Genomic DNA, 26,694 nt, shown 5'->3' on the forward strand with positions numbered 1-26,694 from the left:
GATGCGCGGCACCCGTCGAGATAGGCGGCGGGTGCTCGGGCCGTCAAGCGCTTGCGCCGCTCGGCGCCCTTGCAGGTGCGGGCGGAACATGGCAGTCCGCCCGGCAAACCCTCGAACGGAAGCCCAGTGCTATGACCGACGAAGCCGAGACGAGCGGGCGCAACGGCCTCACCTACGCGGATGCAGGGGTCGACATCGACGCGGGCAACGAGCTCGTCCGGCGCATCAAGCCGCATGTGCGCTCGACCATGCGCCCCGGCGCGGACGGCGAGATCGGCGGCTTCGGCGGCCTCTTCGACCTCAAGGCCGCGGGCTTCACGGACCCCGTCCTCGTCGCGGCCAACGACGGCGTCGGCACCAAGCTGCGCGTCGCCATCGAGACCGGCCTTCACGACCGCATCGGCATCGATCTCGTCGCCATGTGCGTCAACGACCTCGTGGTGCAGGGCGCCGAGCCCCTCTTCTTTCTCGACTACTTCGCGACCGGCAAGCTCGATCCCACGCAGGGCGAGGACATCGTCAAGGGCATCGCGGCGGGCTGCCTCCAGGCCGGCTGCGCGCTGATCGGCGGCGAGACCGCCGAGATGCCGGGTCTCTACGCCGACAAGGACTACGATCTCGCGGGCTTCGCCGTCGGCGCGGCCGAGCGCGGGCGCCTCCTGCCCTCCGCCGACATCCAGCCGGGCGACGTCCTTCTCGGCCTCGCCTCCTCGGGTCCGCATTCCAACGGCTACTCGCTGATCCGCCGCATCGTCGAGCTGTCGGGCCTGTCCTACGACGCGCCCGCGCCCTTCGATGCGGACCGGACGCTGGGCGAAGCGCTGATCGAGCCGACGCGCATCTACGTCAAGCCCATCCTCCAGGCGATCCGCGAAACGGCCGGCATCAAGGCCCTCGCCCACATCACCGGCGGCGGCTTCACCGAGAACATCCCGCGCGTCCTGCCCGAGCGCCTGCGCGCCGACATCGACCTCTTCGCCGTCCCCGTGCCGCCCGTCTTCCGCTGGCTGGCGCAGACCGGGGGCGTCGCGCAGAGCGAGATGCTGCGCACCTTCAACTGCGGGATCGGCATGGTGGTGGTCGCGAGCGAAGCCGACGCCGCGACGGTCGGCGCCGTGCTCCAGTCGGCCGGCGAGACCGTGGTTCCGCTCGGCCGCGTCCTCGACCGCGGCGAGAACCCCGCCGTCACCTTCAACGGCGACCTCTTCGCCAAATGAGCGCGGCTCCGCGAAAGCGCGTCGCCGTTCTCCTGTCCGGCCGCGGCTCCAACATGGCCGCGCTTCTCGACGCGGCGAAGGACCCGGCCTACCCGGCCGAGATCGCCGCGGTCCTGTCCAATCGCCCCGATGCCGGCGGCCTCGACACGGCGCGCGCCGCCGGCATCGAGGCGGTCGCGATCGACCACAAGCTCTTCGCCTCCCGCGCCGCGCACGAGGCGGCGGTCGCGGCCGAACTGACCCGCATCGCGCCCGACATCGTCTGCCTCGCCGGCTACATGCGGCTGCTGAGCCAGGACTTCACGGATCGCTTTCGCGGCCGGATGATCAACATCCATCCGTCGCTGCTGCCGCTGTTTCCCGGCCTCCACACCCACGAGCGGGTGCTCGCCGCCGGCATGCGCGTTCACGGCTGCACCGTCCACTTCGTCACCGAGGTCATGGACGAAGGGCCGATCATCGCACAGGCGGCCATCGCCGTTCTGCCCGGCGACACGCCGGACGCGCTGGCCGCCCGCCTCATCCGGGCCGAGCACCGCCTCTATGCCGAGGCGCTCCGCCTCGTCGCGTCGGGGCGCGCGCGCATGAGCGGGGACCGCGCGGTCCTCTCCGCTCCCGAGACGCAGAGCGGACCGGGTGACATTCTGCTTGCCTCCGACGCGGGTCGCATCGTCGCCCTTTGACTTACCGTCAGGCCGCCTCAACTTGGCCGAGCGGGTCGGTCACAATAGCTCGGCGTGATTCGCAGCGAACAGCAAGGGAAAGCTCCAGCATGCGCCTGACGACGCTCCGCCGATCGACCGCCCTCGCCTTGACCTTGGCCTTCGCCCTGCCCGGCGCATCTGCGGTCTTCGCCCAGTCGCTGGACAAGAAGCCGGCCATCGCCGACCCGCTGGACCAAGACGAGGCGCCCGCCATCGCGCCGCCTGCGCCTCCCGCCCCGCCGGCTCCTCCTGCGCCCGCCGCGGCCGCAGCGCCGACCGCGCCCGTGCCGCCCCCGACCGACCCGGAGGCTCTCGCGTTCTACGAAGCCCTCGCGCCCTATGTCAGCCAGCAGCTCCTCGACAAGGGCGTCATCACCGTCGCCAAGGAGGGCTCGGGCTTCCGCATCGGCATCGACGCGGGGCGGCTCCTGGCGGACGTCGATCCGAGCTTCGGGCAGTTCACGATCTCGCCCTACACCATCCTGGTGGCCGAGCGGGCGGACGGCGACTGGGACGTTTCCGCCAACGATCCGCTGCGCATCGACGCCGCGGCCGTGGTCGAAGGCCAGCGCAACAGCCTCTTCTACGACATTCCCGAGAGCACCTTCACCGGCGTCTGGTCGCCCGCGCTCGGCACCTTCACCAGCGGCCAGGGCCGCGCCGGCGGCGGCACCGTGCGCCAGGACGATCCGACGGGGAAGAGCGACGCCACCTTCGGCGCGATCACCTACACGACCGAGGCCCGGCCGACCGGCGTCGGCGAAGCGGACCTGCGCACCGACCAGACGATCGCGTCGATGAAGCAGACGATCGAGACCCAGCCCGATCCCGCGACCGGCATGCCCGCCATGACGATCGGCATGGACATGGGCGAGGTCAAGCTCGCCGCGGATGCCAAGGCGACGCGCACCCGCGCCATCCTCGACCTCTGGGCCTTCGCGGTCAGCCGCATCGACTCCACCGGCGACAAGTTCAAGGCCGATCAGGAGGATCTGCGCCGCCATCTCCAGGCCGTGCTGCCGCTCTGGCGCAACCTGTCGGGCGACTACGTGGTGCGCGACCTCAAGGTCACCACGCCTTTCGGCGCGGGCGACATGCGCTCAGCCGGCCAGACCTTCTCCTTCGACGGCATTTCGGGCGGCGGCAGCTACACCTGGCGCTTCGACGTCGAGGGCCTGAACGTGTCCTCGCCCATGGCGCCGGACTGGGCCATCGCGCTCCTGCCGCAGGATCTGCGCATGTCCTTCACGGTGCGCGACGTCGACCTGAAGACGCCGGTGGACATCGCCATCCGCGAGTTCGACCTGAACAATCCCGACATCTTCCCGGCCTCCGCCACGGAAGCCATGTCGGCGAGCTTCGCGAACAACCTGCCGACCATCCTCGTCGATCCCGGGCACGTGCGCGGCAAGGACTACGAGATCACCTACGAGAGCACGATCGAGATCACCGGCCCCGAAGAGGCCGAGACGCGCTCGATCGTGACGGCCCGCGGCATCGACGTGATCATCGCCAATCTCCAGAAGGTCGGCACTAACGAGGCCTACAGCGCCGTCGGCGGACTGAACTTCGCCAAGGGCTTCGCGGAGACCCTGCCGGACGGTCGCCTGCGCTGGAACGTCGAGACCAAGGCCGACGGCGCCGTTCTGGTCAACGGCAACCAGGTCGTTCCGCCGGATACGGCTGCGACGGACGACGGCGCGGCCGATCCTTACGCCGACGACGGCATGACGCTCGATCCGCAACAGGATGGCGGCGCGACGCAACAGGACGACGGCGCGCCCCAGCAGCCCTGAGCCCGATCGGCGGGAGGGCCGAGGGACATGCCCCCTCACCCCTCCCGTCGCATCCAGACCTTGTTGTCGTGGAACGCCGCGCCCCCAAAGGGCGCGACCGGGTCAGCGCCCGTCAGAACGTTGATGCCTTCCCCGTCGAGGAAGTCGCCGTTCGCCCAAAGCCCCTCGTGGATCACGACGCCGGGCTTGGCGACGTCCGTCACCTTCGCGTGCAGGCGCACGCTGCCGCGCGCGTTGCCGAGCGCCACCACGTCGCCCTCGGCGATCCCCAGCCGCTCCGCGTCCTCGACGTGGATCATCGCCTCCGGACGGCCCTCCCGCGTCCTCGACCCCTTGGTTTCCGCGAAGGTCGAGTTCAGGAACTGGCGCGCTGGCGAGGTCGCGAGGCGGAACGGATGCTCGGCATCCGTTTCCTCGATGACGGCCAGGTGGTCGGGAAAGCCGCCGAGCCGGTCGTGCGGTCCCTGGAGGCCCATCGAGGGCGGCGGCCGGTTCGGCGCGGCCATGCCGGCCCAGTCCGGCTTGAAGCGGAACTTCCCGTCCGTCCAGGCGAAGCCGTTCAGGAAGTGCGCGTCGGCGAAGTCCGGCTGGCAGTCGATCCAGCGCCCCGCTTCCAGCTCCGCCAGCGTCCCGCGCCCGCTCGTCAGCAGCATCGCGTCGATCAGCTCGCGCTCCGTCCTGCCGAAGCCCGGCCGGTCCGCGACGCCGAGGCGCTTGGCCAGTTCCTCCACCACGAAGTGGTTGGTGCGAACCGTTTCCGGCGGCTCGACCACCTTGGGGCCGAGGAGGATGTGGTTCTGCCCGCCGCCGCGATAGATGTCGTCGTGCTCGGGGAACATGGTGGCGGGCAGGACGAGGTCGGCGAGCTTGGCCGTATCCGTCATGAACTGCTCGTGAACGCAGACGAAGAGGTCGTCGCGCATCAGTCCCGCCCGCACCTTGCGCTGCTCGGGGCAGACATTGGCCGGGTTGGTGTTCTGCACCAGCATCGCCGTGACGGGCGGCCCGCCGAACAGCGCGTCCGGCTCGTTCGTCAGCACCGGTCCGAGCCGGCTCTGGTCGAGGTGGCGCACGCCCGGATCGCGGTCGAGCGCGCCCATGATCTCCGACTTGTCGAGCCGGAAGATGTCGGAGTTCGAGTGGAACGCCCCGCCCCCCTCGTGCCGCCAGGAGCCGAGCACGGCGGGAAGCGACAGCGCCGCGTGCATGGCCGGGGCGCCGTTGCGCTGGCGCGTGAAGCCGTAGCCGAGGCGGAAGAAGGTGCGCGGCGTCGTGCCGACCAACCGCGCGAAGGCTTCGATCTCGTCGACCGACAGGCCGGTGATCCCCGCCGCCCAGGCCGGATCGCGGCTCGCCAGATGCGCCTCGAGCCCCGCCGGATCGTCGGTGTAGGTCGCAAGATAGTCGCGGTCCGCATGGCCGTCGCGGAAGGCGACGTGCATCGCCGCGCAGGCGAGCGCCCCGTCCGTGCCCGGCCGCAGCTTCAGCGCCATGTCGGCCTGGCGCATCGTCGCGTTGTCGTAGATGTCGATCGCGACGATCCTGGCCCCGCGCTCCTTCCGGGCCCGCACGGCGTGGGTCATCACGTTGACCTGCGTCGCCACCGCGTTGGTGCCCCAGATGACGATGCAGTCGCTCGAGGCCATTTCGCGCGGGTCGCTGCCGCGCAGCGTGCCGGCGCCCGCCACCCAGCCCGTCCAGGCCATGTTGGTGCAGATCGAGTCGAACTGGCCGGAATAGCGCTTGGCGTGGCGCAGGCGGTTGATGCCGTCGCGCTGCACGAGGCCCATCGTCCCGGCGTAGAAATAGGGCCAGACGGCCTCCGCCCCGTGCCGCTGCTCGGCTGCGACGAACCTCTCCGCCACAAGGTCGAGCGCGTCCTCCCAGGAAATCTCGCCCCAGGCGCCCTCGCCCTTGGCGCCCAGCCGCCGCATCGGCTTCAGGAGCCGGCCGGGATGGTGCAGCCGCTCGGCGTAGCGCGCGACCTTGGCGCAGATGACGCCGGCCGTGTAGCTGTTCTCCTCCGCCCCGCGCACCCGGCCGATCCGATCCGCCGCCAGCACCTCGATGTCGAGCGCGCAGGTCGAGGGGCAGTCGTGCGGGCAGGCCGAATGGGCGGTGTGCGGAAAGAAGGGCTTGTTCATGGAACTCTTCTAGCCCCGCCGGCGAAAACGCAAAAGGCCGGGCGTCGAGCCCGGCCTTCTTGTTCGATCCGATCGAGACGCCTCAGGCGGCCTCGGCCTGGCGCTTCTCCTCGTCCGTCAGCGCGGGATAGTCGATGTAGCCCTTCTCGTCGCCGCCGTAGAAGGTCGCCTTGTCGCCCTCCGCCAGCGGCGCGCCGATGCGAAGGCGGGTGACGAGGTCGGGATTGGCGATGAAGGGCCGGCCGAAGCAGACGAGGTCGGCCTCGCCGGCTTCCAGCTCCTTCTCCGCCAGTTCCCGCGTCAGACCGTTGTTCGACATGTAGACGCCGCCGAAGGCCTGGCGGAGCTTGGCGTAATCGAAGGGCAGGTCGCGCGAGCCGCCGGTCTGGCCCTCCACGACGTGGAGATACATGAGCTTGCGCTTGCCGAGCTCCTCCACGAAGCGGTCGAAGACCAGCTGCGGGTACGAGTCCGTCAGGTCGTTGGCCGGCGTCACCGGCGAGATGCGGATGCCGACGTGCTGCGCGTCCCAGGCCGCGATCACCGCGTCGACCACCTCCAGCGGGAAGCGGATGCGGTTCTCGATCGAGCCTCCGTAGTCGTCGGTGCGCTTGTTGGCGCCGTCGCGCAGGAACTGGTCGAGGAGGTAGCCGTTCGCGGCGTGCACCTCGACGCCGTCGAAGCCGGCGGCCTTGGCGTTCTTCGTCGCCTTCACGTAGTCGGCGACGACGCGCGGCAGCTCGTCGCGCTCCAGCGCTCGCGGCTCCTCGTGCGGCTTGAAGCCCTCTTCGGTGAAGGCCTGGCCCTTCGGCGTCACCGCGGACGGCGCGACGGGCTTGGCGCCGTTCTCCTGAAGGTCGGGATGCGAGATGCGGCCGACGTGCCAGAGCTGCAGCACGATCTTGCCGCCCTTGGCATGGACGGCATCCGTCACCTTGCGCCAGGCCGCGACCTGCTCCTCGGTGTAGATGCCGGGCGTCCAGGCATAGCCGCGGCCCTCGACCGTGATATTGGTCGCCTCGGTGACGATCAGCCCGGCCTCGGCACGCTGCGCGTAGTAGGTGACGTGCATGTCCTTGACGACGCCGTCGCTCGTCGCGCGCGAGCGGGTCAGCGGCGCCATGACGATGCGGTTGGCGAGGCGGATCGGGCCGAGGTCGAAGGGTTCGAAGAGTTTGGAATGGGTCACTCGAACAAGTCCTCTGGGAAGGCCGGCCGGCTTCGCGGCGCAGCAAATTCATGTGCGGCCTGCGAGATGGGCTGCGGGCGGGCGGTCGTAAAGGCGATGAACGCAGTGTTTTCGATGCCGACACCGCGACGGACCGTTCGATGAACTATCGCCACGCCTTCCACGCGGGAAACTTCGCCGACGTCGTCAAGCACGCGCTGGTGTGCCTCATCGTCGACTACCTCAAGCGCAAGGAGAAGCCGTTCCGCGTCCTCGACAGCCATGCCGGCCGCGGCTTCTACGACCTCGCCTCCGACGAGGCGCGGCGCACCGGCGAGTACCGCGAGGGCATCGCGCGCTTCCTCGCCGCGCCCGAATCGGCCGACCCGGTCTTCGCGCCCTATCGCGAGGCGCTGGGGCCGGAAGCGCTCGCCGACCCCCCTCTCGCCTATCCCGGCTCGCCGCTTCTCGTCCGGCGCCTCCTGCGCCGCCAGGACCGCCTTTCGGCCTACGAGCTGCATCCCGTTGACGCGGAAAGCCTCGCCGCCCTCTTCGCCGGCGACGTCCAGGTGAAGGCGATCGAGCTCGACGGCTGGCTGGCGCTCGGCGCCCACCTGCCGCCGAAGGAGAAGCGCGGCCTCGTTCTCGTCGACCCGCCCTTCGAGAAGCCGGGCGAGTTCGACCGCATCGCCGCCCATCTCGCCAAGGCGCAGGCGCGCTGGGCGGGCGGCATCTACGCCCTGTGGTATCCGATCAAGCGCCTGGCCGAGCGCGACGCCTTTCTCGCCGCGCTCGCCGGAAGCGGCGTTCCCGACATCGTGGCGGCCGAGTTCCTGCGCGAGGCGCCCGGCCCGGACGAGCGCTTCGTCGGCACCGGCCTCGCCGTGGTGAACCCGCCCTTCACCTTCGAAGCGGACGCGACGCGCGCCTTGCGCCTGTTTGAAGGGATTTTCGGCAACACCGGACGCGCAACGAGCAGGATCGAGCGCGTTTCGCCCGAGCGCGGCTGATGCAAAGCCGGGTGATCCGAACTATCCTGTCCGCAAATCGCGGGCGCGCGTTCCGCCAGCCCGCCGCCGATGGCTTTCGAAGGACCCGCTCCATGCGCCGCCCGATCCAGACCCTGCTCGCGAGCGCCCTCGCCGCCGTCTCGGCCTTCGTCGCGCTCGCGCCGGCCCAGGCGGCGGATCCGATCGCGCGTCGCGAGCAGCTTCGCGTGACGCAGAACCTGCCCTTCTGCGACGATGCCCGCGTGCTCGCCCAGATCGAGGATCAGTTCGAATACGGCGCGCCCAACATGCTGCGCACGCCGCTCTCGATCCTCGAGTTCAGCGACATGCGCGAGCGCGGCTACCTGCCCCGCATCGACGAGGCCCGGCCCTTCGAGCGGCGCTGGTGCCACGCCCAGGCGCTGATCTCGGACGGTCATCGCCGCCCGGTCTATTACATCATCGAATTCCCGATGGGGCTCGCCGCGATCGGCGGCTATGTCGGCCTCCTGTCGCAGACGACGCTCGGCTTCCGGGCAGAGGGCTGCGTCGTCGGCCTGGATCGCTGGCGGATCTACGGCGCCGAGTGCCAGTCGCTGCGCCGCATCGAGGATTCGGACAGCCGCCGGTTCCTGCCGCACTGAACCTCCGCTCGCTTCGCGCGGGCGGCCGGATCGGCTAAGCCTCGGCTCCGGACCCGAATCGGAGCCTCCTCATGCGTCTTCTCTACTCGCCCGCTTCCCCCTTCGCGGCCAAGGTGCGCATGGCCGCGCACCACGTCGGCATCCCGCTGGACACGACGATCGTCGACACCACGGCCGATCCCGCCGAGCTTCTCGCGGTCAACCCGCTCGGCAAGATCCCGACGCTGATCCTGGACAGCGGCGAGTCGATCTACGACAGCCGCGTCATCGTCGAGTACTTCGACCGCTTGAGCGGCAACCTCCTGATTCCCCAAACCGACGCGGAGTGGCTGAAGGCCCGCCGCATCGAGGCGACCGCCGACGGCGTCACCGACGGCGCCATCCTCACGGTGTACGAGAACCGCTTCCGCCCGGAGGACAAGCGGCACCAGCCGTGGGTCGACCGGCAGTGGGCCAAGGCGACGCGCGGCCTCGCCGTGCTCGAGCGCGAGGTTCCGACGCTCGCCCCCGAGCCCAACATCGCCCATTTCGCCGTCGCCGGCCTTCTCGGCTGGATGAGCCTGCGCTTCGCCGGCCGCTGGGAGTCGGATCACCCGGCGCTGACGACCTGGATCGGCGCGTTCGCGCAGACCTTCCCGGCCTATGCGGATCTGAAGAGCGCGGGCTGACGTCCGCTCACACGAGAACCGACGCAGACGCTGCTCCCTTCTCCCGCTGGCGGGAGAAGGTGCCGGCAGGCGGATGAGGGTGGTTCATCGCGGACGCGACGTTGATTTGTCATCGGCCGCTCATGCTGCCGACACCCGCACCCGCACCCGGTCGGCTTCGCCGCTCACCCTCTCCCGCAAGCGGGCGAGCGTTCGGCGCCCCCCCTCAGGGTCGGTCGTTCCGCCTCAGAACTTCAGCGCCACGCCCGCCCGCACCGAGTGCTCGTCGAAGCCGGACGAGATGCTCGTGTTGCCGAGATCGAAGGTCTGGTCGCCGAAGTTGGAGTAGCGGTACTCGATGCGCGAGGTGATGTTGTCGGTGATCTGCCCCTCGACGCCCGCGCCGACCGTCGCGCCGACGGCGGTCTGGGTGTCGGACGCGCCGCCGAGCGTGAGTTCCTGCTCGGACACGGCGAGACCGCCCGTGGCGAAGACGAGGAACGGATCCATCGCCACGCCCACGCGTCCGCGCAGCGAGCCGAAGATGTTGTTGTCGCCCTCGATCGGCAGGCCGAGCGCCGCGTTGTCGCCGCTGGCGTCGAAGCCGCCGCCGCCCACGTCCGCCTCGATGCCGTAGACGAAGTTGCCGTTCTGGACGTTCACGCCGCCGTAGACGCCGCCGACGAAGCCGTCCCCCTTGAAGTCCGCGCCGCCGCTCTGGTCGAACCGCGTGGAATTGTAGCCGACGAAGGCGCCGGCATAGGGGCCGGACCAGATATAGACCGGGCTCGCGCCGGTCGCCGTCGCATCCATCGGCGCCGCCGGCTCGACGAGATCGGCGGCGAGCGCCGGCGCCACCGTTCCGGCGGACAGGACCGCGAGAATGGGCAGAACCTTCAAGACACGCATCCGATGCACTCCATCACCTTTCGACCGCATCCTACACCTGTCTTCACGCGAATGCTTCAGGGCCGATACATTCGTGAGATGGTGTGATCGCCCGTCGCACAACAGGTTGAGGCTTCATCGGGTCGCAACCCCTAACGGATTCTGAAGACGCGTTGCACGCCCGCCACAGTCGGCGCGCGACCCCGTCCGGCAACGGCCGCCGCCGCGACGCGAAGGCCCGGTGCAAAGCGGCGGCGAAGAATCCTATATGGGAATCAACGGACAGGCCGGCCCGTGGCGGAGCCGGACGCAAGCATTCGAGGACGTGCCGCATGGGCCGGTCGAGGCCGCAGCGATTCTCCAGGCATAGCGGACGGGCGCTCGCCGCCCGCCCGGCCGGCGAAGACGACATTCCGGAGATCGAGGCTCCCCAGCCGGACATCGATCCGAGCTTCGACGACGAGGCCGAGGACGCCGACGACGCGGTCGCCGCCGGCGAGCCGGACGAGGCCGCCGCGCGCCTCGCCGCCATCGACTGGTCGGACGGAGGCGCAGGCGCCGAGGCGAGCAGCCTGACCGGCGCCGAGCTGATCGCGGCCTACGTGAAGAAGCTGCCCTTCCAGCCGGGCGTCTACCGCATGTTCGATCAGGCCGGCGAGGTGCTCTACGTCGGCAAGGCGAAGTCGCTGAAGAAGCGCGTCGCCAGCTACACCCGCACGACCGGCCACACCAACCGCATCGCGCGGATGATCCGCGAAACGCGGCACATGGAGTTCGTGACGACGCGCACCGAGACCGAGGCGCTTCTTCTCGAAGCCAACCTCATCAAGCGCCTGCGCCCCCGCTTCAACGTTCTGATGCGGGACGACAAGTCCTTCCCCTACATCCTGATCTCGGACGAGCACGAGGCGCCGGCGATCCTGAAGCACCGCGGCGCCCGCTCGCGCAAGGGCTCCTTCTTCGGCCCCTTCGCCTCGGCCGGCGCGGTGACGCGCACGATCAACGCGCTCCAGCGCGCCTTCCTGATCCGCACCTGCACCGACGCGGTCTATTCCACGCGCACGCGCCCCTGCCTCCTCTACCAGATCAAGCGCTGCTCGGGTCCCTGCACGCGCGAGGTCTCGCTCGACGACTACCGGACCCTCACGGAGGAAGCGAAGAGCTTCCTGTCCGGCCGCTCGACACAGGTGAAGCAGGGCATCGCCGAGGCCATGCAGGCGGCGTCCGAGGAGCTCGATTTCGAGCGCGCCGCCGTCTACCGCGACCGCCTTTCGGCGCTGGCCCACATCCAGAGCCACCAGGGCATCAACCCGCAAGGCATCGAGGAGGCCGACGTCTTCGCCATCCACGGCCAGGGCGACGCCATCTGCATCCAGGTCTTCTTCTTCCGCACCGGCCAGAACTGGGGCAACCGCGCCTACTTCCCCAAGGCCGACGTGTCGCTGGCGCTGGGCGACGTCCTCGGCGCCTTCGTCGCGCAGTTCTACGACGACAAGCCCGTGCCGCGCCTCGTCCTCCTCAGCCACGAGATCGAGGACCGCCCGCTCCTCGCCGAGGCGCTGGCGACGCGCGCCGGTCGCCGCGTCGAGATCTCCGTCCCCGCCCGCGGCGCCAAGAAGGACCTCGTCGACCACGCCGCCGGCAACGCCCGCGAGGCGCTCGGCCGCCGCCTCGCCGAGACCTCGACGCAGGGCAAGCTGCTCGAAGGCCTGAAAGAGACCTTCGGCCTGCCCCGCGCGCCCCGCCGCATCGAGATCTACGACAACTCCCACATCATGGGCACCAACGCCGTCGGCGCCATGGTGGTGGCGGGGCCGGAGGGCTTCGCCAAGAGTCAGTACCGCAAGTTCAACATCCGCGGCACCGACATCACGCCGGGCGACGACTTCGGCATGATGAAGGAGGTCATGCGCCGCCGCTTCTCGCGCCTCCTGAAGGAGCACGGCGACGCGATCGACGCCCCGGCCGAGGCCGCGGCACCCGAGGTCGACGCCGCCGCCGAGATCGAGGCGGAGACCGACGTCGCGCTCGCCGACGAGGCCATGCCGGCCTGGCCCGACCTCGTCCTCATCGACGGCGGCAAGGGCCAGATCTCGGCCGTGCGCGCGATCCTCGACGAGCTCGGCCTCGCCGAGAAGGTCATCACGATCGGCGTCGCCAAGGGCGTCGACCGCGACGCCGGCCGCGAGCGCTTCGTCGTGCCGGGCCGCGAGCCCTTCTCGCTGCCGCCGCGCGACCCCGTTCTCTACTTCATCCAGCGGATGCGCGACGAGGCGCACCGATTCGCCATCGGCTCGCACCGCGCCCGGCGCAAGAAGGAGATGGTCGCCAATCCGCTCGACGAGATCGGCGGCATCGGCCCCGCTCGCAAGCGTGCCCTCCTCCACCACTTCGGCACCGCCAAGGCCGTCGCCCGAGCCGGCCTCGCCGATCTCAAATCCGTCGAGGGCATCTCGGAAGCCATGGCGAAGTCGATCTACGACCACTTCCGCGAGGGGTGACGGGCGTGCGCCCGGTTTCCGATCAGGCGAATCGCGCCCTCGCGAAGTCCCGGGGCGCGAAAAGGTGCACCGCAGCGACGACGACCGCGGCCAGCATGCCGAGGGTGGGAACCAGAAGCATCAGCATCCCGGTGACGGCCAGGATCACCAACAGGAACCAGATGGGGAAGCCGATGCTGCGCGCCCGCTTCACCTGCAGGGCGAGGCTGGGCCAGAGCGTGACGGCGGCCACGGTCAGGTCGGCCTTGGCCATAGCGAGGCTCAGCTCGTAGCCGATCCAGTGCGTGCGATCGCCCAGATACGCATCCCTGATAATCGGCTCCAGGATCGCGGACACGAGCAGGCACAAGATGCTGCCCAGCAAATAGGGCATGCGGTCGATCCTGCCGCGGAACGAAAACAGGCACCACCAGACGTCGTTCATGCAGGACCCTCCGATGGCCGCATCCTAGCAGGCACAACGGGACGGCGAGCGCCACGATCGCGGCGATGATTAAGGAGTGCCGAAGAGGCGGGCTCCGCACTGATCCAACGACTTGTCGAGGCGGTCGCAGCGGCAGCCGGTTGACGCGAGCCCCGCCAGCGTCTTGAACAGGCGCGGCCGAGACCCCCACCGGACGACACCCTTCATGGCATCGCGCGCGTACAGCCTTCCCAACATCCTGACCTATGCGCGCATCGTCGCCGTTCCGCTCGTGGTGCTCTGCTTCTTCATCGAGGGAACGCTGCGCAGCCCGGACTATGCCCGCTGGTGGGCCTTCGGCCTGTTCGTCGCGGCCAGCGTCACCGACTGGCTCGACGGCTATCTCGCCCGCATCTGGCAGCAGACCTCGACCATCGGGCGCATGCTCGACCCGATCGCCGACAAGCTGCTGGTGGCCGCCGCGCTCCTGCTCCTCGCGGCCGAGGGCACCATTGCCGGCTGGACGCTCTGGGCCGCCATCATCATCCTGTGCCGCGAGATCCTCGTATCCGGCCTTCGCGAGTACCTCGCCGAGCTGAAGGTCTCCGTGCCGGTGACGCGCGTCGCCAAGTGGAAGACCTTCATCCAGATGCTGGCGATCGCCTTCCTGCTCGCCGGCCCCGCCGCCGACAACCTCGCGGCCCACTACTTCCTCGTCTCCGCCACGGCCACCGGCGCCGAGATCCCGATCGTCTCGCAGACGGGCCTCGTGCTCCTCTGGATCGCCGCCGTGATCACGCTCTATACCGGCTACGACTATTTCCGCGCGGGCCTGCGTCACATCGAGGACTGACGCGTTTCCCCTCCGCGCGGAAGGCATGGAGGCCAGTCCCATGAAGCTGATCTATTTCGCCTGGGTGCGCGAGCGCATCGGCCTCGCCGAGGAGGAGGTGGAGCTTCCCGCCGGCATCGAGACCGTGTCGGACCTTCTCCACTGGCTGCGCGGGCGCGGCGAGAACTACGAGTCCGCCCTTCAGGCGCAGGACATGATCCGCGTCGCGCTCGACAAGGAGCACTCCGATCATTCCGACGCGGTGGCCGGCGCCAAGGAGATCGCCCTCTTCCCGCCGATGACCGGAGGCTGAGCGTGGGCGCCGAACCGCTTGTCCGCGTCCAGGCCGGGCCGATCGACCTCGCCGCCGAGATCGCCGCGCTCGAAAGCGGCGGCGCGGCCGGCGCGCTCGTCACCTTCACGGGCACTTGCCGCGACGAGGGCGGGCGCCTCGAAGCGCTCGAGCTCGAGCACTATCCCGGCATGGCCGAGTCGGAGATCGCCCGCTTCGCGGCGGAAGCCGCGCGCCGCTGGGACCTTCTCGCCGTCGCCGCGGTCCACCGCTACGGCCGCGTGGCGCCCGGCGAGACGATCGTCTTCGTCGCCTGCGCCTCGGTTCATCGCGGCGCCGCCTTCGAGGCAGCACACTTCCTCATGGACTACATGAAGACCCGCGCCCCCTTCTGGAAGCGCGAGCATCTCAAGGACGGCACGGTCGGCGGCTGGGTCGAGTCCAAGGACACCGACGACCACGCGGTCGACCGCTGGCGTCACGTCCTCTGATCGATCACTCCTGCCCGGCCAGCGACGGCAGCGACGAGTAGCGCAGCCGCCGCCCGGCCAGCATCATCGGCACGCTGGCGAAGGACAGGATCAGCGCGATTCCCGCCAGCAGCGGGATCGAGGCGTTCTCCTCCATCGCGGTGGTGAAGAACAGGAGATACACCTCGTAGAGGAAGGCCGGCGGCGCCAGCGTGAACAGGATCGCCCCCGCCCAGCCCAGCGTCCGGAAGTTCGTGGTGACGTAGACGTCGGAAGTCGGGACCTGGGCCATGCCGCATTAAGCCTTTGTTAACAAACGAGAACGACCGCACTTGACGGCCGGCAGCTTGAACGAAGGCACCAGCCTCGGGTTTCAGTCACCGGAAAATAAAGCGGCGCGGTGGCCGGGAAGCCACCGCGCCGCGATCATGCGGACGAAAGACGCGGCCTCAGCCGACGATCTCGGTCTCCGAGAACCAGTAGGCGATCTCGACGGCCGCGGTCTCAGGCGCGTCGGAGCCGTGCACCGAGTTCTCGCCGATCGACAGGGCGTGGGTCTTGCGGATCGTGCCCTCGGCGGCCTGCGTCGGGTTGGTGGCGCCCATGATCTCGCGGTTCTTGGCGATGGCGTTCTCGCCCTGCAGGACCTGGATCACCGTCGGGCCGGCGGACATCGACTCGACCAGCTCGCCGAAGAAGGGGCGGTCCTTGTGGACGGCGTAGAAGCCCTCGGCCTCGCGGCGGCTCATCCAGACGCGGCGCGAGGCGATGACCTGGAGGCCGGCATCCTCGAGCATCTTCGTGATCGCGCCGGTGAGGTTGCGACGCGTCGCGTCGGGCTTGATCATCGAGAAGGTGCGTTCAATCGCCATCGGTTCGTCCTGCCTGGATAGAGTGTGTCGGGATGCGCGGCTCTATAGCCGCGAGGGTGCGCCGCGGCAAGGCGGGCGACCCCATTGTCAGCGCGCGGCGACCGCCACCGCGACGCCGCCCATGGTCAGGGCCGTGCCGCGTTGCATCCGCCGCACCGCCGTGGACGAGCGGAAGACGCGCCGCGCCCGGTCGGCGAGCAGCGCCACGGTCGTCAGCACCGGGACGAGGACGACCACGATCACGGCCGCCATCTCGGCGAAGGCGATCGGCCCCATGCGGTGGAGGTCGACGACGAGCGGCATGATCGACAGGAAGAACACGATCACCTTCGGATTGCCGATCGTCAGGAGATAGCTCGACAGGAAGGCACGCCCCGGCCCTTCCGGAACGGCATCGGCTGCCGCCTCCAGGGGCGCTGCCGGCGCGCGCCAGATCTTCCAGGCGAGATAGAGCAGGTAGGCCGCGCCCGCGTACTTCACGACGAGAAAGGCGCCGGCGAAGGTCTGCGCCACGAAGGCGAGCCCCGTCGCCGCGAGCACGAGCAGCGTCAGGTCGCCCAGAAGGAAGCCGAGGATGAAGAAGGGCAGCCCGTCCAGCCCCTTGGCGAGCGAGCGCGCGACGATCAGCGCGAAGCCCGGCCCCGGCGTGGCGACCGCGGCGAAGTAGACGCCGGCGAAGAGGAGGAGCGAGGCGAGGTCCATGGGCGGGTCACCGGGGGTCGAACGGTTGCGGATCGCCGAGCGGCGGCGCTATCCATGCGGCGCCCGGCAATGCGACGAGACGGCCCATGTATCACGAAACCTTCTCCATGTTCGCGGCCTACAACGCGTGGGCGAACGCCCGCCTCTACGCCGCCGCCGCGGCCCTTCCGGACGAGAGCCGGCGCGCGAACCGCGGCCTGTTCTTCGGCTCGCTGACGGGCACCCTCAACCACCTCCTCGCCACCGATCGCATCTGGATGAAGCGTTTCACCGGCTCGGGCGAGGCGCCGAACCGCCTCGACGCCATCATCCACGAGGAGTTCGGCGAGCTCTCCGCCGCCCGCCGCGCCGAGGATGAGCGCATCCGCGCCTGGATCGAGACCCTGCCCGAAGCCGCCTTTCCCGCGCCCTTCACCTACCGCCCGATCACCGATCCGCGGGAGATCACGCAGCCCCTCGCCCCGGCCCTCTTCCACCTCTTCAACCACCAGACCCACCACCGCGGCCAGTGCCACGCCGCCCTGACGGGCCTCGGCGCCGACGCGCCGTCGCTCGACATGATCCTCTTCCAGCGCGAGACCGGCCGCGGCCTCGGCCAGCCGGTTCAGGCATAGGCCCGAAGCCCGAGCTGCGCCTCCATGACGGCCATGTCGCGGTCGTTGTGGATAATCGCCGCGCCGTTCTCGATGCACCACGTCGCGATGATCACGTCGATCGTGCTGCGGATCGTGATGCCGCGCCGCCTCAGGCCTCGATAGTTGGCTGCAGCGAGAAGTCCGATCGCCGCGCCGCAGAGGCTTTCCCGCCGCAAAGCCTTGATGTCCACGAGAATGCGCGCGACCTCCTTGTCGAACCTGACACCTTGAAGAAGCTCGACCATAACGAGGTCGCCGACGATCACCTGCTCATCGTCCAGCGCTCGGCGCACGCGTTCGGCGGCGGGCGTGCCGCGACCGTTGAAGTGCTCGATCCATGCCGAGGTATCGATCAGGATCACGTCCTGTCCAGAGGCTGGTGGCGGTCGCGCCGCATCTCGTCGAGGTCGCCCTCCCACTCGATCTTGCCTGCGAGGTCGCGCAAGCGCCTCTGCGCCTCGCGCTGCCTCACCATGTCGCCGAGCGCCTTCTCGATCAGCGCGCGAGCATCGTCCGTTCGCGTCGCTTCCAAGGCCCGGCGTAGCAGGCCCTCGTCGATCTCTACGGTCATATCGGCCATAACGCCCTCTCACTTGAAACCCGCCGCCGCCTCGGTGACGAAAGGATGGCGGGAGCAACCATTCATTATGGCTTTCTTCCCCGTCTTCGCCATGCGAAAAGCCTGGCCATGCTGCAGATCAACGACCTGTCCGCCCGCGTCGCGGGACGCCTTCTCATCGAGCACGCCTCGCTGTCGCTGCCGGCCGGCACGAAGGCGGGCCTCGTCGGCCGCAACGGCGCGGGCAAGTCGACGCTGTTCCGCATCATCACCGGCGAGCTCGCCTCGGAGACCGGCGGCGTGTCGATCCCGCGGAACATGCGCATCGGTCAGGTCGCGCAGGAAGCGCCGGGCACGCAGGATTCGCTCCTGGAGATCGTGCTGCGGGCCGACGAAGAGCGCGTCGCCCTTCTCGCCGAAGCCGAGACCGCCACCGATCCGCACCGAATCGCGGAAGTCCACACCCGCCTCGCCGACATCGAGAGCCATTCGGCGGAAGCGCGCGCCAGCGCCATCCTCGACGGCCTCGGCTTCGACGCGGCTGCGCAGCAAAGGCCCGTCGCCTCCTTCTCCGGCGGCTGGCGCATGCGCGTCGCGCTCGCGGCGGTCCTCTTCTCGCGTCCGGACCTCTTGCTCCTCGACGAGCCGACGAACTATCTCGACCTCGAAGGCACGCTGTGGCTCGAGAACTTCGTGGCCCGCTATCCCTACACCGTGATCGTGATCAGCCACGACCGCGACGTCCTCAACAACGCGGTCAACGCGATCATCCACCTCGATCAGCGCAAGCTCGTCTTCTACCGCGGCGACTACGACAGCTTCGAGCGCCAGCGCGCCGAGAAGCTGGAGCTCCTCCAGAAGTCGATCGTCAAGCAGGAGGCCGCGCGCAAGCACATGGAGGCCTTCGTCGAGCGCTTCCGCGCCAAGGCGTCCAAGGCCCGGCAGGCCCAGTCGCGCCTGAAAGCCTTGGAGAAGATGAAGCCGCTCCAGGCGATCGTCGAGGAGCACGTGACGCCCTTCATCTTCCCCGCCCCGGAGAAAGTTCTGGCCTCGCCGATCATCCGCATGGAGAACGTCTCCGTCGGCTACACGCCCGAGCGCTCGATCCTGAAGGGCCTCAACCTTCGCATCGACGCCGACGACCGCATCGCGCTGCTCGGCGCCAACGGCAACGGCAAGTCGACCTTCGCCAAGCTCCTCGCCGAGCGCCTCCAGGCCCAGTCCGGCTCGATCACCCGCGCGCCGGGCCTGAAAATCGCGATGTTCGCCCAGCACCAGATCGACGACCTCCGGCCGAGCGAGACCGCCGTCCAGCACGTGCGCCGCTTCATGCCGGACGCGCCCGAGGCCAAGGTGCGCGCCCGCGTCGCCCAGATGGGCCTGCCGACGCAGAAGATGGACACGGTCGCCGACTCGCTCTCGGGCGGCGAGAAGGCGCGCCTCCTGATGGGCCTCGCCACGATCGACGCGCCCAACGTCCTGATCCTGGACGAGCCGACGAACCACCTCGACATCGAGGCGCGCGAGAGTCTCGTTCACGCGCTCAACGACTTTCCCGGCGCCGTCATCCTGATCAGCCACGACCGCCACATGGTCGAGGCGACGATGGACAGGCTGTGGATCGTCGGCGACGGGACCGTGTCGCGCTACGACGGCGACCTCGACGACTACAAGAAGCTGATCCTGTCGGGCGGCCGGGCCGGCGGGGGCAACCAGGGCGAGGCGGTCGCCGTGGTCGAGTCCGCGCCCGTCTCCAAGCTCGACCAGCGCCGCCTCGCCGCCGAGCGGCGCGAGCAGCTGAAGCCCCTGAAGAAGAAGATCTCCCAGCTCGAGATCCAGATCACGCGGCTGCAGAAGACGCTCGTCGACCTCGACGAGAAGCTGGCCGACGGCGCGATCTACCTGCGCGAGCCGGCCAAGGCGTCGGAGCTTGCCAAGCAGCGCGCGGACGCCGCCAAGACCCTCGGGGCCTGCGAAGAGGACTGGCTCGCCCTCACCGAGGAGCACGACGCGGCGATGGCGGCGGAGTAGCGCCCCGGCTTTCGCTTCGTCTTTCGCTCCGGTGCGAGGCCCTCGCGCCGGCCTGCGCCGCGAAACAAGCGCGAAACCCTTTTAACCGTCTTGTGTCGCGCTGAGGAAACGGTGCGTTTCTAAACCGTCTACCGACACGCCCGCCGGCCGAGGCCCCGGGCACCATTCGGGAGACGACCCATGCGATCCATCATCGCCGCCGCGGCCGCCCGCAGCCCGCGCCAGATCGGCCGCTTCTTTTCCGCCGTGACCCGCGCCGCCGGCCGGTCCGGCCGCAGGAGCCCGCTTCGCGACGCGGAGGGCCTGAGCGACCATCTTCTCGGCGATCTCGGCCTGGCGCCGCTCGCCCGTGCGCAGGACAGCCGCGCCCATCTGGTGCCCCGGCGAGCCCGGACGCGGGTCGGCGTCGTCCACGAGATCGACTTCGCCTATTACGGCGCTCTGACGCAAAGGAATGGCTGATCGGAGCCGCCCGGGGGCGACGCTCCGGGCGGCTCCCTTCGACTGGAGTGAAGCTTTAATCAGTGTATAAAAGCAAACGGCGCCATCGGGATCAGGGGGTCCCCGGCGCCAACGGGCCGCCGGGATGTCGAACGAGTTTCTTTCCTTTCTTCCTGCCGCCGAACCGCCCGGCCCGCAGGCCCACGCCGATCCTTGGAAGTTGGCCGTCATCGACGACGACCAGGCCGTCCACGACGGGACGCGCTTCGCCCTCAAGAACTTCTCGCTGAACGGTCGGAAGATGGAGCTTCTCGGCGCCCGCTCGGCCCGCGAAGGGCTCGACCTTCTGCGCCGTCACGACGACATCGCCGTGGTTCTCCTCGACGTCGTGATGGAGACCGAGGATGCCGGCCTCCGGCTCGCCCAGTCCATCCGCAACGATCTGAAGAACGAGCTCGTGCGCATCATCCTGCGCACCGGGCAGCCGGGCCAGGCGCCCGAGCATCGGATCGTGGTCGACTACGACATCAACGACTACAAGGCCAAGACCGAGCTCACCGCCGAGAAACTGTTCACGACGCTCACCTCGGCGCTGCGCTCCTACGAGCAGCTGAAGCGGCTCGACGACACCCGCGTCGGCCTCGAAATGATCGTCGCGAGCTCCGCGGAGCTGTTCAGCGAGCGCTCGCTCGCCACCCTCGCGCACGGCGTCCTCATCCAGCTCAACGCCCTTCTCGGCATCGACTCGGCCGGCATGCTCGTGATCCGCGAGGACGGCGCGGCCGATCATACGATTCTCGCCCGCATCGGCAGCTTCGCCGACGACGGCACGCAGGCGCTCGACTTCCACGCCCTGTTCGGCGCGGCGGCCGAGCACGGGCGGCCGCTCCACCGGGAGGGGCTGACGCACCTCTACGTGCGCACCGGCTCGGGCTCGGAGATCCTCGTCGTTCTCGACGGCTGCGCCGGCATGAGCGAGATGCAGTCCTCGCTCGTCTCGGTCTTCTCGGCCAAGCTCGCCGTCGCCTTCGACAATGCCCGCCTCCACGAGCAGCTGCGCGACGCCAACGTCGTCCTGGAGGACCGGGTGCGCGAACGCACGGCCGAGCTGGCCGCGATCAACGAGCGGCTGGAGGCGCAGAGCGCCCTTCTGCGCCGGGTGAACGCCTTCAAGAACGAAATGCTCGGCACCGTCGCCCACGACCTGAAGAACCCCCTCGCCGTGGTCCTCGGCCGCGCCGAGATGCTCTCGACGCTCGCACAGAGCGTCGACGAGCGCGTCGCCAAGCCTCTCCTCACCCAGATCGAGCACGTGCGCACCGCCGCCCAGCGCATGACGCGCATCGTCGACGTGTCGGTCGCCGACGCGCTCGCCGACGCCCTCGACATCTCGATCAACGAGCGCCAGACCGACCTCAAGGCCCTGGTCGCCGCGGCCGCGTCGATGAACACGCCGCTCGCCGAGGCGAAGGAGCAGACGCTCCACGTGGATCTCGGCGAGCCGTTGCCGGTCCGCTGCGACCCCGACCGCATGGCCGAGGCGATCGACAACCTCCTGTCCAACGCCATCAAGTACACCCCTGTCGGCGGGCGCATCGAAGTCTCGGCGCACCGGGCCGGCAGCGAGGCGCGCCTTTCGGTCTCCGATTCCGGCCCGGGCCTCAAGCCCGAGGACGTCGTGCGGCTCTTCGGCCGCTTCCAGCGCCTGTCCGCCCAGCCGACCGGCGGCGAAAGCTCCACGGGCCTGGGGCTTTCCATCGTTCAGAAAATCATCGACCTTCATCGCGGACACGTTTCCGTCCTGGAGAACGGGCCGCTCGGCGGCGCCAGCTTCGCGCTGGCACTGCCCATATCGGAGAAGAAGAGGACATGACGGAGCCGCTGGTTTTCGTCGTCGACGACGAGGCGCCGACGCGCGACATGATCGGCGACTATCTCGGCTTGAACGGGCACCGCGTCGAAACCTTCGACGGCGGCCCGTCCTTCCGCGAGGCCTTCGCGGAGCGCAAGCCCGACCTCGTCGTTCTCGACCTCAACATGCCGGGCGAGGACGGCCTGTCGATCGTGCGGTTCCTGAAGGCCGAGAGCGACGTGCCCGTCATCATGCTGACGGCCACCGCCAGCCTCGTCGACCGCGTCGTGGGCCTGGAGCTCGGCGCCGACGACTATCTCGCCAAGCCCTGCGAGCTGCGCGAGCTTCTCGCGCGCGCCCGCTCGGTGATCCGCCGCAGCACGGTGAGCCGCGCCGCGGTCGAGACGAACGGCGCCGCGCCGACGCCGGCCCATCCGCGCCGCGAGGTGCGCTTCGGCACCAAGTGGCTCGACCTCGACGCCCAGACGCTGCGCGACGAGGCGGGCGAGGAGCAGACCCTCGTCCAGAGCGAGTTCAGCCTCCTCAAGGCCTTCGCCGAGAACCCGCGCCGGGTGCTCTCGCGCGAGCGCCTCCTGGATCTGGCCAGCGCCCGCGATTCCGATCCCTTCGACCGCGCGGTGGACGTGCGCATCACCCGCATCCGCCGCAAGATCGAGCCCGATCCCGCCCATCCCACGATCATCAAGACCGTGCGCGGCGCCGGCTACATCTTCTCGCCGGAGGGGTGAGGCTCGGCCCGTCCCGTCCTCCCCGCGCAATCGACACGAAACAAAGCTCTGCCATCGGTTGAAGAGATCGGGCGCGGATGCGCTCTGCGGGAATGCGAGTGATGGCGGAAACGAGGGCGGGCGGCTCGAAAGGGCCCGCGGCAGCGAAGAAGGCAATGGAACGATGCCTCGGGCCGAGGCGTCGCGATGCGGCTTGAACCGGCCGCGTTCGGGCGTCGCGCCTTTGTCCTGCCCCATCTCTTCGAGGACATGCAGACGGCCGCGGGCGTCGCGCGGCTCTCGATCGCCAACCGCATCTTCCTTGTCGGCGCCATCCCGATCCTCGTCGCGACGATCATCGGCATCGCGTCGGTCTTTCTTCTGAACCAGGCCGACGACGGACGCCGCGGCGCCCTTGTCGTGTCCTCCGTCTACCGCAACGTCGTCGCCGCGATGAGCTCGCGCGACGCCTATGTCGAGGCGCAGCCGTCCGATCGCGGGCGCCACATGGCGGCCTTCGAGGCCTCCTTCGTCGGCGCCTACAAGGGCCTCAACACGCTCGGCCAGACGGTGGACGAGCTCGCCGCCACGGACGCCATCGCCTCCACCACGGCCTCGCTGCAGCGCTACCGCGCGGCCATGGGCGAGCTGGGCGTGGCGACCGAGAAGAACGACAAGCTCGTCGCCGACATGAACAAGCGGCTGGCGACGCTGATCGACTACACGGACGAGGCGCGGGCGCGCCAGCACGCCTCCAACATGGACGTGGTGACGACCCTCAAGGAGCGCGACGAGAGCCTGCGCCGCGCGCAGGACCTGACGGTCGCGGCCGAGGCGGCGCGCGCCTCCATGGCCGACCTCGCGCTGGAGCGCGCGGCCATCGGCTCGTCGGGGCTCCTCGCCGAGCGCGCCGCGACCTTCGAGACCGTGCGGCTCGACAACGCGGTCAACCGCTATGCCGAGAAGCTGGAGGCCGCGGGGCTTCGCGACGAGGCCTCGGCCTTCCGGGGCACCTATCGCTCCTTCCTGTCGGGCGGCGGCCACGAGGCGCTTCTCGGCTGGGTCGACCGGCGCCTGAAGATCGACGGCACCGCCGTGCGCGCCCTCCACGACCAGCTCGGCGAGCTCCTCGCCTACACGGTCCAGGCCAACGAGACCGAGCAGGCGACGCAGAACATCGCCATCGAGACGCTGAAGCTCGGCCAGTCCATGAGCCGCGCCGTCGCCACCCGCTCGATCCCCGGCATCGAGACCGTGATCGGCGACAGCCGCGACCTCGGCGATGAGATCGCCGCCCTGCCGATCTCGCCGCTCATTCAGACCGAGATGCTCGACGCGCTGAACCTTTGGCGCGAGGCGCTCGTGGTCATGAAGGACCGCCTTGCCGAGCAGAACGCCGTCCTCATGCGCATGAACGAGACCGCCGGCATCATGATCTTCGAGGTGTCGAGCCTCAACAACTCGCTTTCGCGCGACGCCGACGAAGTGTCCGAGCGCGTGCGCCTGATCCTGATCGGCGGCGCGGCGATCGCGCTTCTCGCCGCCTCGATCTGCGGCATCCTCGTCGCCCGCTCGATCACCAAGCCGCTGAAGCGCCTGGAGCGCGGCATGATCGACCGCGCCGCCAACCCGAATGCGGGTCCCCTGGTGGACAGCGGTCGGCGCGACGAGATCGGCCTCATGGCGCGCGCCACCAACTACTTCCTCGCCGAGCTGGGCAAGCGCGAGAGCGCCCTCACCAGCGCCAAGGAGCACACCGAGAAGACCCTGGAGGAGCTGAAGAAGACGCAGTCCGAGCTGATCCAGGCCGAGAAGCTCGCCTCGCTCGGACAGCTCGTCGCCGGCGTCGCGCACGAGATCAACACGCCGCTCGGCGTCGCGCTGACCACGGCCACGGTCGTCGGCGAGGAGGCCCGGCACTTCCGCGACGAGGTCGCGGGCGGGCGCGTGACGCGCGAGGCCTTCGACAGCTTCGTCGAGCGCATGAACGAGGGCGCGCGCCTCATCAACGCCAATCTCGAACGCTCGGCCCACCTCGTGCAGAGCTTCAAGCAGGTGGCGGCCGACCAGGCGAGCGGCGAGCGGCGCTCCTTCCGCATGGACGCCTTCGCCGACGAGCTCTTCACCAGCCTCGGGCCGATGAACAAGCGCGCCGGCCACCAGATCAGCGTCGAGTGCGATCCGGGCCTGGAAATGGTCTCCTATCCCGGCGCCCTCGCCCAGGTGCTCACCAACCTCCTGTCCAACGCCTATGTCCACGCCTTCGCCGGGCGCGAAGGCGGTCAGGTCGCCGTGCGCATCACCTCGCGCGGGCCCGGCTGGGTGCGGGTGCAGTTCTCCGACAACGGGCGCGGCATCCCGCCGAGGGACCGGCCGCGCATCTTCGACCCCTTCTTCACCACCGGGCGCGGTTCGGGCTCGACGGGCCTCGGGCTCCACATCGTCTTCAACCTCGTCACCGCCACGCTCGGCGGCACGATCGAGGTGGATTCGCAGCCCGGCCGCGGCACCCGCTTCGTGATCGACCTGCCGACCGAGGCGCCGGAACCGCAGCCGCCATTCGACGAGGCCGCCTGATGCGCCGACCGATCCTCGCGGCCCTCTCCGCCGCCCTTCTCCTGGCGGGCGCGCCGGTCGCGGCGGCGAAAACCCTCGTCTTCTGCTCCGAGGGCAATCCGGAATCGCTGAACCCCCAGCTCGTCACCAGCGCCACCGGCATCGATGCCGGCCGCCCGATGTTCGACTACCTCGTCGAGTTCAAGCCGGGCACGACGCAGCTCGAGCCCGCGCTCGCCGAGAGCTGGACGATCTCGGAGGACGGCCGCACCTACACCTTCAGGCTCCGCGACAACGTCCAGTTCCAGTCCAACGACGCCTTCGCCCCGACCCGGCCGCTCACCTCCGAGGACGTCGTCTTCTCGCTGGAGCGCCAGTGGAAGCCCGACCATCCCTTCCATTCCGTCGGCAACAGCCGCTTCGACTATTTTACCGACATCGGGATGGGCGAGCTCCTGGAGTCGATCGAGGCGCCGGACGAGCGAACGGTGCGCATCCGCCTGACGCGGCCCGAGGCCCCCTTCCTCGCCGACCTCGCTCTGCCCTTCAACAGCATCATGTCGGCGGAATACGCGGCGGCGATGATGAAGGCCGGCACGCCGGGCCGCGTCGACACCCAGCCCATCGGCACCGGACCCTTCCGGCTCGACAGCTACATGCCGGAGGTCGCGGTGCGCTTCCGCGCCTTCGAGGGGCATTGGCGCGGCCGTCCGGCGATCGACACGCTCGTCTTCTCCATCACGCCGACGCCCGCCGCCCGGCTCACCAAGCTGAAGTCGGGCGAGTGCCACGTTTCGGCCTTTCCAAGCCCCGCCGACGCGGCGCAGATCGAAGCCGACCCGCGCCTGCGGCTGCTGAAGGAGAACGGCTTCAACGTCGGCTATCTCGCCCTCAACACCTCGCGCCCGCCCTTCGACGACGTGCGCGTGCGCCGCGCGCTGAACTACGCGATCGACAAGGACGCGATCATCCAGGCCGTGTTCTCCGGCATGGCGACGGCCGCCAAGAACCCGATGCCGCCGACGCTCTGGGGCTATGACGACGAGATCCAGCCCTATCCCTACGATCCGGCGGCGGCCCGGCGCTTGTTCGAGGAGGCGGGCCTCACCGGCGGCGTCTCGGCGGACCTCTGGTACATCCCGATCTCGCGGCCCTACAGCCCGGATTCCAAGCGCATCGCCTCGATGATCGCCGACGATCTCGAAACGCTCGGCGTGCGCGTCGATCTGAAGACGCAGGACTGGAACACCTATCGCGAGAGCCTGATGCAGGGCGAGCCCGACGCCGCGCTCTATGGCTGGACGGGCGACACGGCCGATCCCGACAACTTCATGTCGACCCTTCTCAGCTGCACGGCGGCGCGCGTGGGCGGCAACAACATCGCCCGCTGGTGCGACAAGCGCTTCGACGCGCTGGTGACCGAGGCCAAGTCCATTCCCGACCAGGAGCGCCGGACGTTTCTCTACAAGCAGGCCCAGCGCATCTTCCACGACGAGGCGCCCTGGGTGCCGATCGCGCATTCGCTGTTTCTCGTCGCCATCCGCAAGGAGGTGGCGAACTTCACCATCGACCCGCGCGGCTATCACGACTTCTCGCGGGTCGACCTCCTCGGCGGGAACTGAC

The 26,694-nt window shown here is 69.5% G+C and carries 26 protein-coding genes; 17 read left to right on the forward strand and 9 right to left on the reverse strand.

Going from position 1 to position 26,694, the window contains the following annotated elements; genetic code table 11:
- Window positions 1-131: 131 nt before the first annotated feature.
- From purM to FZN60_RS28575, 3 genes are all read left to right on the forward strand, one after another.
- A complete protein-coding gene (gene purM, locus FZN60_RS04705; protein WP_158871606.1) occupies window positions 132-1,217 on the forward strand; it encodes a phosphoribosylformylglycinamidine cyclo-ligase in 1,086 nt (361 codons plus the stop codon).
- Entirely contained in the window at window positions 1,214-1,900 is a 687-nt protein-coding gene (gene purN, locus FZN60_RS04710; protein WP_158871608.1) for a phosphoribosylglycinamide formyltransferase, read from the forward strand. Before purM ends, purN begins: the two co-directional genes overlap by 4 nt.
- An 89-nt stretch (window positions 1,901-1,989) precedes the next feature.
- A complete protein-coding gene (locus FZN60_RS28575) occupies window positions 1,990-3,717 on the forward strand; it encodes a hypothetical protein (RefSeq protein ID WP_199266484.1) in 1,728 nt (575 codons plus the stop codon).
- Window positions 3,718-3,752: 35 nt separating this feature from the next.
- Here FZN60_RS28575 and FZN60_RS04720 read toward each other — a convergent pair whose 3' ends face one another.
- The gene (locus FZN60_RS04720; protein WP_158871610.1) at window positions 3,753-5,861 is read right to left on the reverse strand and encodes a molybdopterin oxidoreductase family protein; all 2,109 of its coding nucleotides are present in this window, start codon (window positions 5,859-5,861) and stop codon (window positions 3,753-3,755) included.
- An 82-nt stretch (window positions 5,862-5,943) separates the two neighbouring features.
- Complete coding sequence (locus FZN60_RS04725; protein ID WP_158871612.1) at window positions 5,944-7,050, reverse strand: alkene reductase; 1,107 nt, start codon at window positions 7,048-7,050, stop codon at window positions 5,944-5,946.
- Between the two features lie 140 nt (window positions 7,051-7,190).
- Here FZN60_RS04725 and FZN60_RS04730 point away from each other — a divergent pair, with 140 nt between their 5' ends.
- From FZN60_RS04730 to FZN60_RS04740, 3 genes are all read left to right on the forward strand, one after another.
- Window positions 7,191-8,039, forward strand: coding sequence for a 23S rRNA (adenine(2030)-N(6))-methyltransferase RlmJ (locus FZN60_RS04730; RefSeq protein ID WP_158871614.1), 849 nt, complete (start codon window positions 7,191-7,193; stop codon window positions 8,037-8,039).
- Window positions 8,040-8,131: 92 nt separating this feature from the next.
- Window positions 8,132-8,662, forward strand: coding sequence for a hypothetical protein (locus FZN60_RS04735; RefSeq protein ID WP_246726591.1), 531 nt, complete (start codon window positions 8,132-8,134; stop codon window positions 8,660-8,662).
- A gap of 71 nt (window positions 8,663-8,733) precedes the next feature.
- The gene (locus FZN60_RS04740) at window positions 8,734-9,330 is read left to right on the forward strand and encodes a glutathione S-transferase family protein (protein ID WP_158871616.1); all 597 of its coding nucleotides are present in this window, start codon (window positions 8,734-8,736) and stop codon (window positions 9,328-9,330) included.
- Between the two features lie 225 nt (window positions 9,331-9,555).
- Here FZN60_RS04740 and FZN60_RS04745 read toward each other — a convergent pair whose 3' ends face one another.
- Window positions 9,556-10,218 (reverse strand): outer membrane protein, encoded by a 663-nt coding sequence (locus FZN60_RS04745; RefSeq protein ID WP_158871618.1) that lies wholly within the window; start codon window positions 10,216-10,218, stop codon window positions 9,556-9,558.
- Window positions 10,219-10,529: 311 nt separating this feature from the next.
- Between FZN60_RS04745 and uvrC the strand changes: the two genes are divergently transcribed.
- The gene (gene uvrC / locus FZN60_RS04750) at window positions 10,530-12,698 is read left to right on the forward strand and encodes an excinuclease ABC subunit UvrC (protein ID WP_158871620.1); all 2,169 of its coding nucleotides are present in this window, start codon (window positions 10,530-10,532) and stop codon (window positions 12,696-12,698) included.
- Window positions 12,699-12,720: 22 nt separating this feature from the next.
- Here uvrC and FZN60_RS04755 read toward each other — a convergent pair whose 3' ends face one another.
- Window positions 12,721-13,122 carry a DUF805 domain-containing protein gene (locus FZN60_RS04755; RefSeq protein WP_158871622.1) on the reverse strand — a complete coding sequence of 134 codons (402 nt, stop codon included), beginning with the start codon at window positions 13,120-13,122 and terminating at the stop codon, window positions 12,721-12,723.
- 205 nt (window positions 13,123-13,327) lie between these two features.
- On the opposite strand from FZN60_RS04755, the gene pgsA reads away from it, so the two are divergent.
- Genes pgsA through FZN60_RS04770 form a run of 3 tightly spaced genes read left to right on the forward strand, consistent with a single transcriptional unit; the run spans window position 13,328 to window position 14,716 of the window.
- Window positions 13,328-13,954, forward strand: a complete 627-nt coding sequence (gene pgsA, locus FZN60_RS04760) for a CDP-diacylglycerol--glycerol-3-phosphate 3-phosphatidyltransferase (RefSeq protein ID WP_158871624.1) — start codon at window positions 13,328-13,330, stop codon at window positions 13,952-13,954.
- Window positions 13,955-13,994: 40 nt separating this feature from the next.
- Complete coding sequence (moaD, locus tag FZN60_RS04765; RefSeq protein ID WP_158871626.1) at window positions 13,995-14,246, forward strand: molybdopterin converting factor subunit 1; 252 nt, start codon at window positions 13,995-13,997, stop codon at window positions 14,244-14,246.
- Window positions 14,243-14,716 (forward strand): molybdenum cofactor biosynthesis protein MoaE, encoded by a 474-nt coding sequence (locus FZN60_RS04770; protein ID WP_158871889.1) that lies wholly within the window; start codon window positions 14,243-14,245, stop codon window positions 14,714-14,716. The genes moaD and FZN60_RS04770 overlap by 4 nt, the downstream gene beginning before the upstream one ends.
- 4 nt (window positions 14,717-14,720) lie before the next feature.
- Here FZN60_RS04770 and FZN60_RS04775 read toward each other — a convergent pair whose 3' ends face one another.
- From FZN60_RS04775 to FZN60_RS04785, 3 genes are all read right to left on the reverse strand, one after another.
- A complete protein-coding gene (locus FZN60_RS04775) occupies window positions 14,721-14,987 on the reverse strand; it encodes a hypothetical protein (protein WP_158871628.1) in 267 nt (88 codons plus the stop codon).
- Window positions 14,988-15,144: 157 nt separating this feature from the next.
- Entirely contained in the window at window positions 15,145-15,567 is a 423-nt protein-coding gene (ndk, locus tag FZN60_RS04780) for a nucleoside-diphosphate kinase (protein WP_158871630.1), read from the reverse strand.
- Window positions 15,568-15,654: 87 nt separating this feature from the next.
- The gene (locus FZN60_RS04785; RefSeq protein WP_158871632.1) at window positions 15,655-16,269 is read right to left on the reverse strand and encodes a LysE family translocator; all 615 of its coding nucleotides are present in this window, start codon (window positions 16,267-16,269) and stop codon (window positions 15,655-15,657) included.
- An 86-nt stretch (window positions 16,270-16,355) separates the two neighbouring features.
- Here FZN60_RS04785 and FZN60_RS04790 point away from each other — a divergent pair, with 86 nt between their 5' ends.
- Window positions 16,356-16,883 (forward strand): DinB family protein, encoded by a 528-nt coding sequence (locus FZN60_RS04790; protein ID WP_158871634.1) that lies wholly within the window; start codon window positions 16,356-16,358, stop codon window positions 16,881-16,883.
- On the opposite strand, the gene vapC is transcribed toward FZN60_RS04790, so the two are convergent.
- On the reverse strand, window positions 16,874-17,266 hold the full coding sequence (vapC, locus tag FZN60_RS04795; RefSeq protein WP_158871636.1) for a type II toxin-antitoxin system VapC family toxin: 393 nt from the start codon (window positions 17,264-17,266) through the stop codon (window positions 16,874-16,876). The genes FZN60_RS04790 and vapC overlap by 10 nt on opposite strands.
- Window positions 17,263-17,484 (reverse strand): type II toxin-antitoxin system VapB family antitoxin, encoded by a 222-nt coding sequence (locus FZN60_RS04800; protein ID WP_158871638.1) that lies wholly within the window; start codon window positions 17,482-17,484, stop codon window positions 17,263-17,265. The genes vapC and FZN60_RS04800 overlap by 4 nt, the downstream gene beginning before the upstream one ends.
- Window positions 17,485-17,592: 108 nt before the next feature.
- Here FZN60_RS04800 and FZN60_RS04805 point away from each other — a divergent pair, with 108 nt between their 5' ends.
- From FZN60_RS04805 to FZN60_RS04830, 6 genes are all read left to right on the forward strand, one after another.
- The gene (locus FZN60_RS04805) at window positions 17,593-19,494 is read left to right on the forward strand and encodes an ABC-F family ATP-binding cassette domain-containing protein (protein WP_158871640.1); all 1,902 of its coding nucleotides are present in this window, start codon (window positions 17,593-17,595) and stop codon (window positions 19,492-19,494) included.
- 180 nt (window positions 19,495-19,674) lie between these two features.
- The gene (locus FZN60_RS04810) at window positions 19,675-19,956 is read left to right on the forward strand and encodes a hypothetical protein (protein WP_158871642.1); all 282 of its coding nucleotides are present in this window, start codon (window positions 19,675-19,677) and stop codon (window positions 19,954-19,956) included.
- Window positions 19,957-20,155: 199 nt separating this feature from the next.
- Window positions 20,156-21,808, forward strand: coding sequence for a sensor histidine kinase (locus FZN60_RS04815; RefSeq protein WP_246726593.1), 1,653 nt, complete (start codon window positions 20,156-20,158; stop codon window positions 21,806-21,808).
- Window positions 21,805-22,536 carry a response regulator gene (locus tag FZN60_RS04820; RefSeq protein ID WP_158871646.1) on the forward strand — a complete coding sequence of 244 codons (732 nt, stop codon included), beginning with the start codon at window positions 21,805-21,807 and terminating at the stop codon, window positions 22,534-22,536. Before FZN60_RS04815 ends, FZN60_RS04820 begins: the two co-directional genes overlap by 4 nt.
- A gap of 186 nt (window positions 22,537-22,722) precedes the next feature.
- Window positions 22,723-25,092 carry a sensor histidine kinase gene (locus tag FZN60_RS04825; RefSeq protein ID WP_158871648.1) on the forward strand — a complete coding sequence of 790 codons (2,370 nt, stop codon included), beginning with the start codon at window positions 22,723-22,725 and terminating at the stop codon, window positions 25,090-25,092.
- Window positions 25,092-26,693, forward strand: a complete 1,602-nt coding sequence (locus FZN60_RS04830; protein WP_158871650.1) for an ABC transporter substrate-binding protein — start codon at window positions 25,092-25,094, stop codon at window positions 26,691-26,693. The genes FZN60_RS04825 and FZN60_RS04830 overlap by 1 nt, the downstream gene beginning before the upstream one ends.
- The last annotated feature ends 1 nt before the right edge of the window (window position 26,694 follow it).

Source organism: Antarcticirhabdus aurantiaca (assembly GCF_009765365.1).
Lineage (GTDB): Bacteria > Pseudomonadota > Alphaproteobacteria > Rhizobiales > Rhizobiaceae > Antarcticirhabdus > Antarcticirhabdus aurantiaca.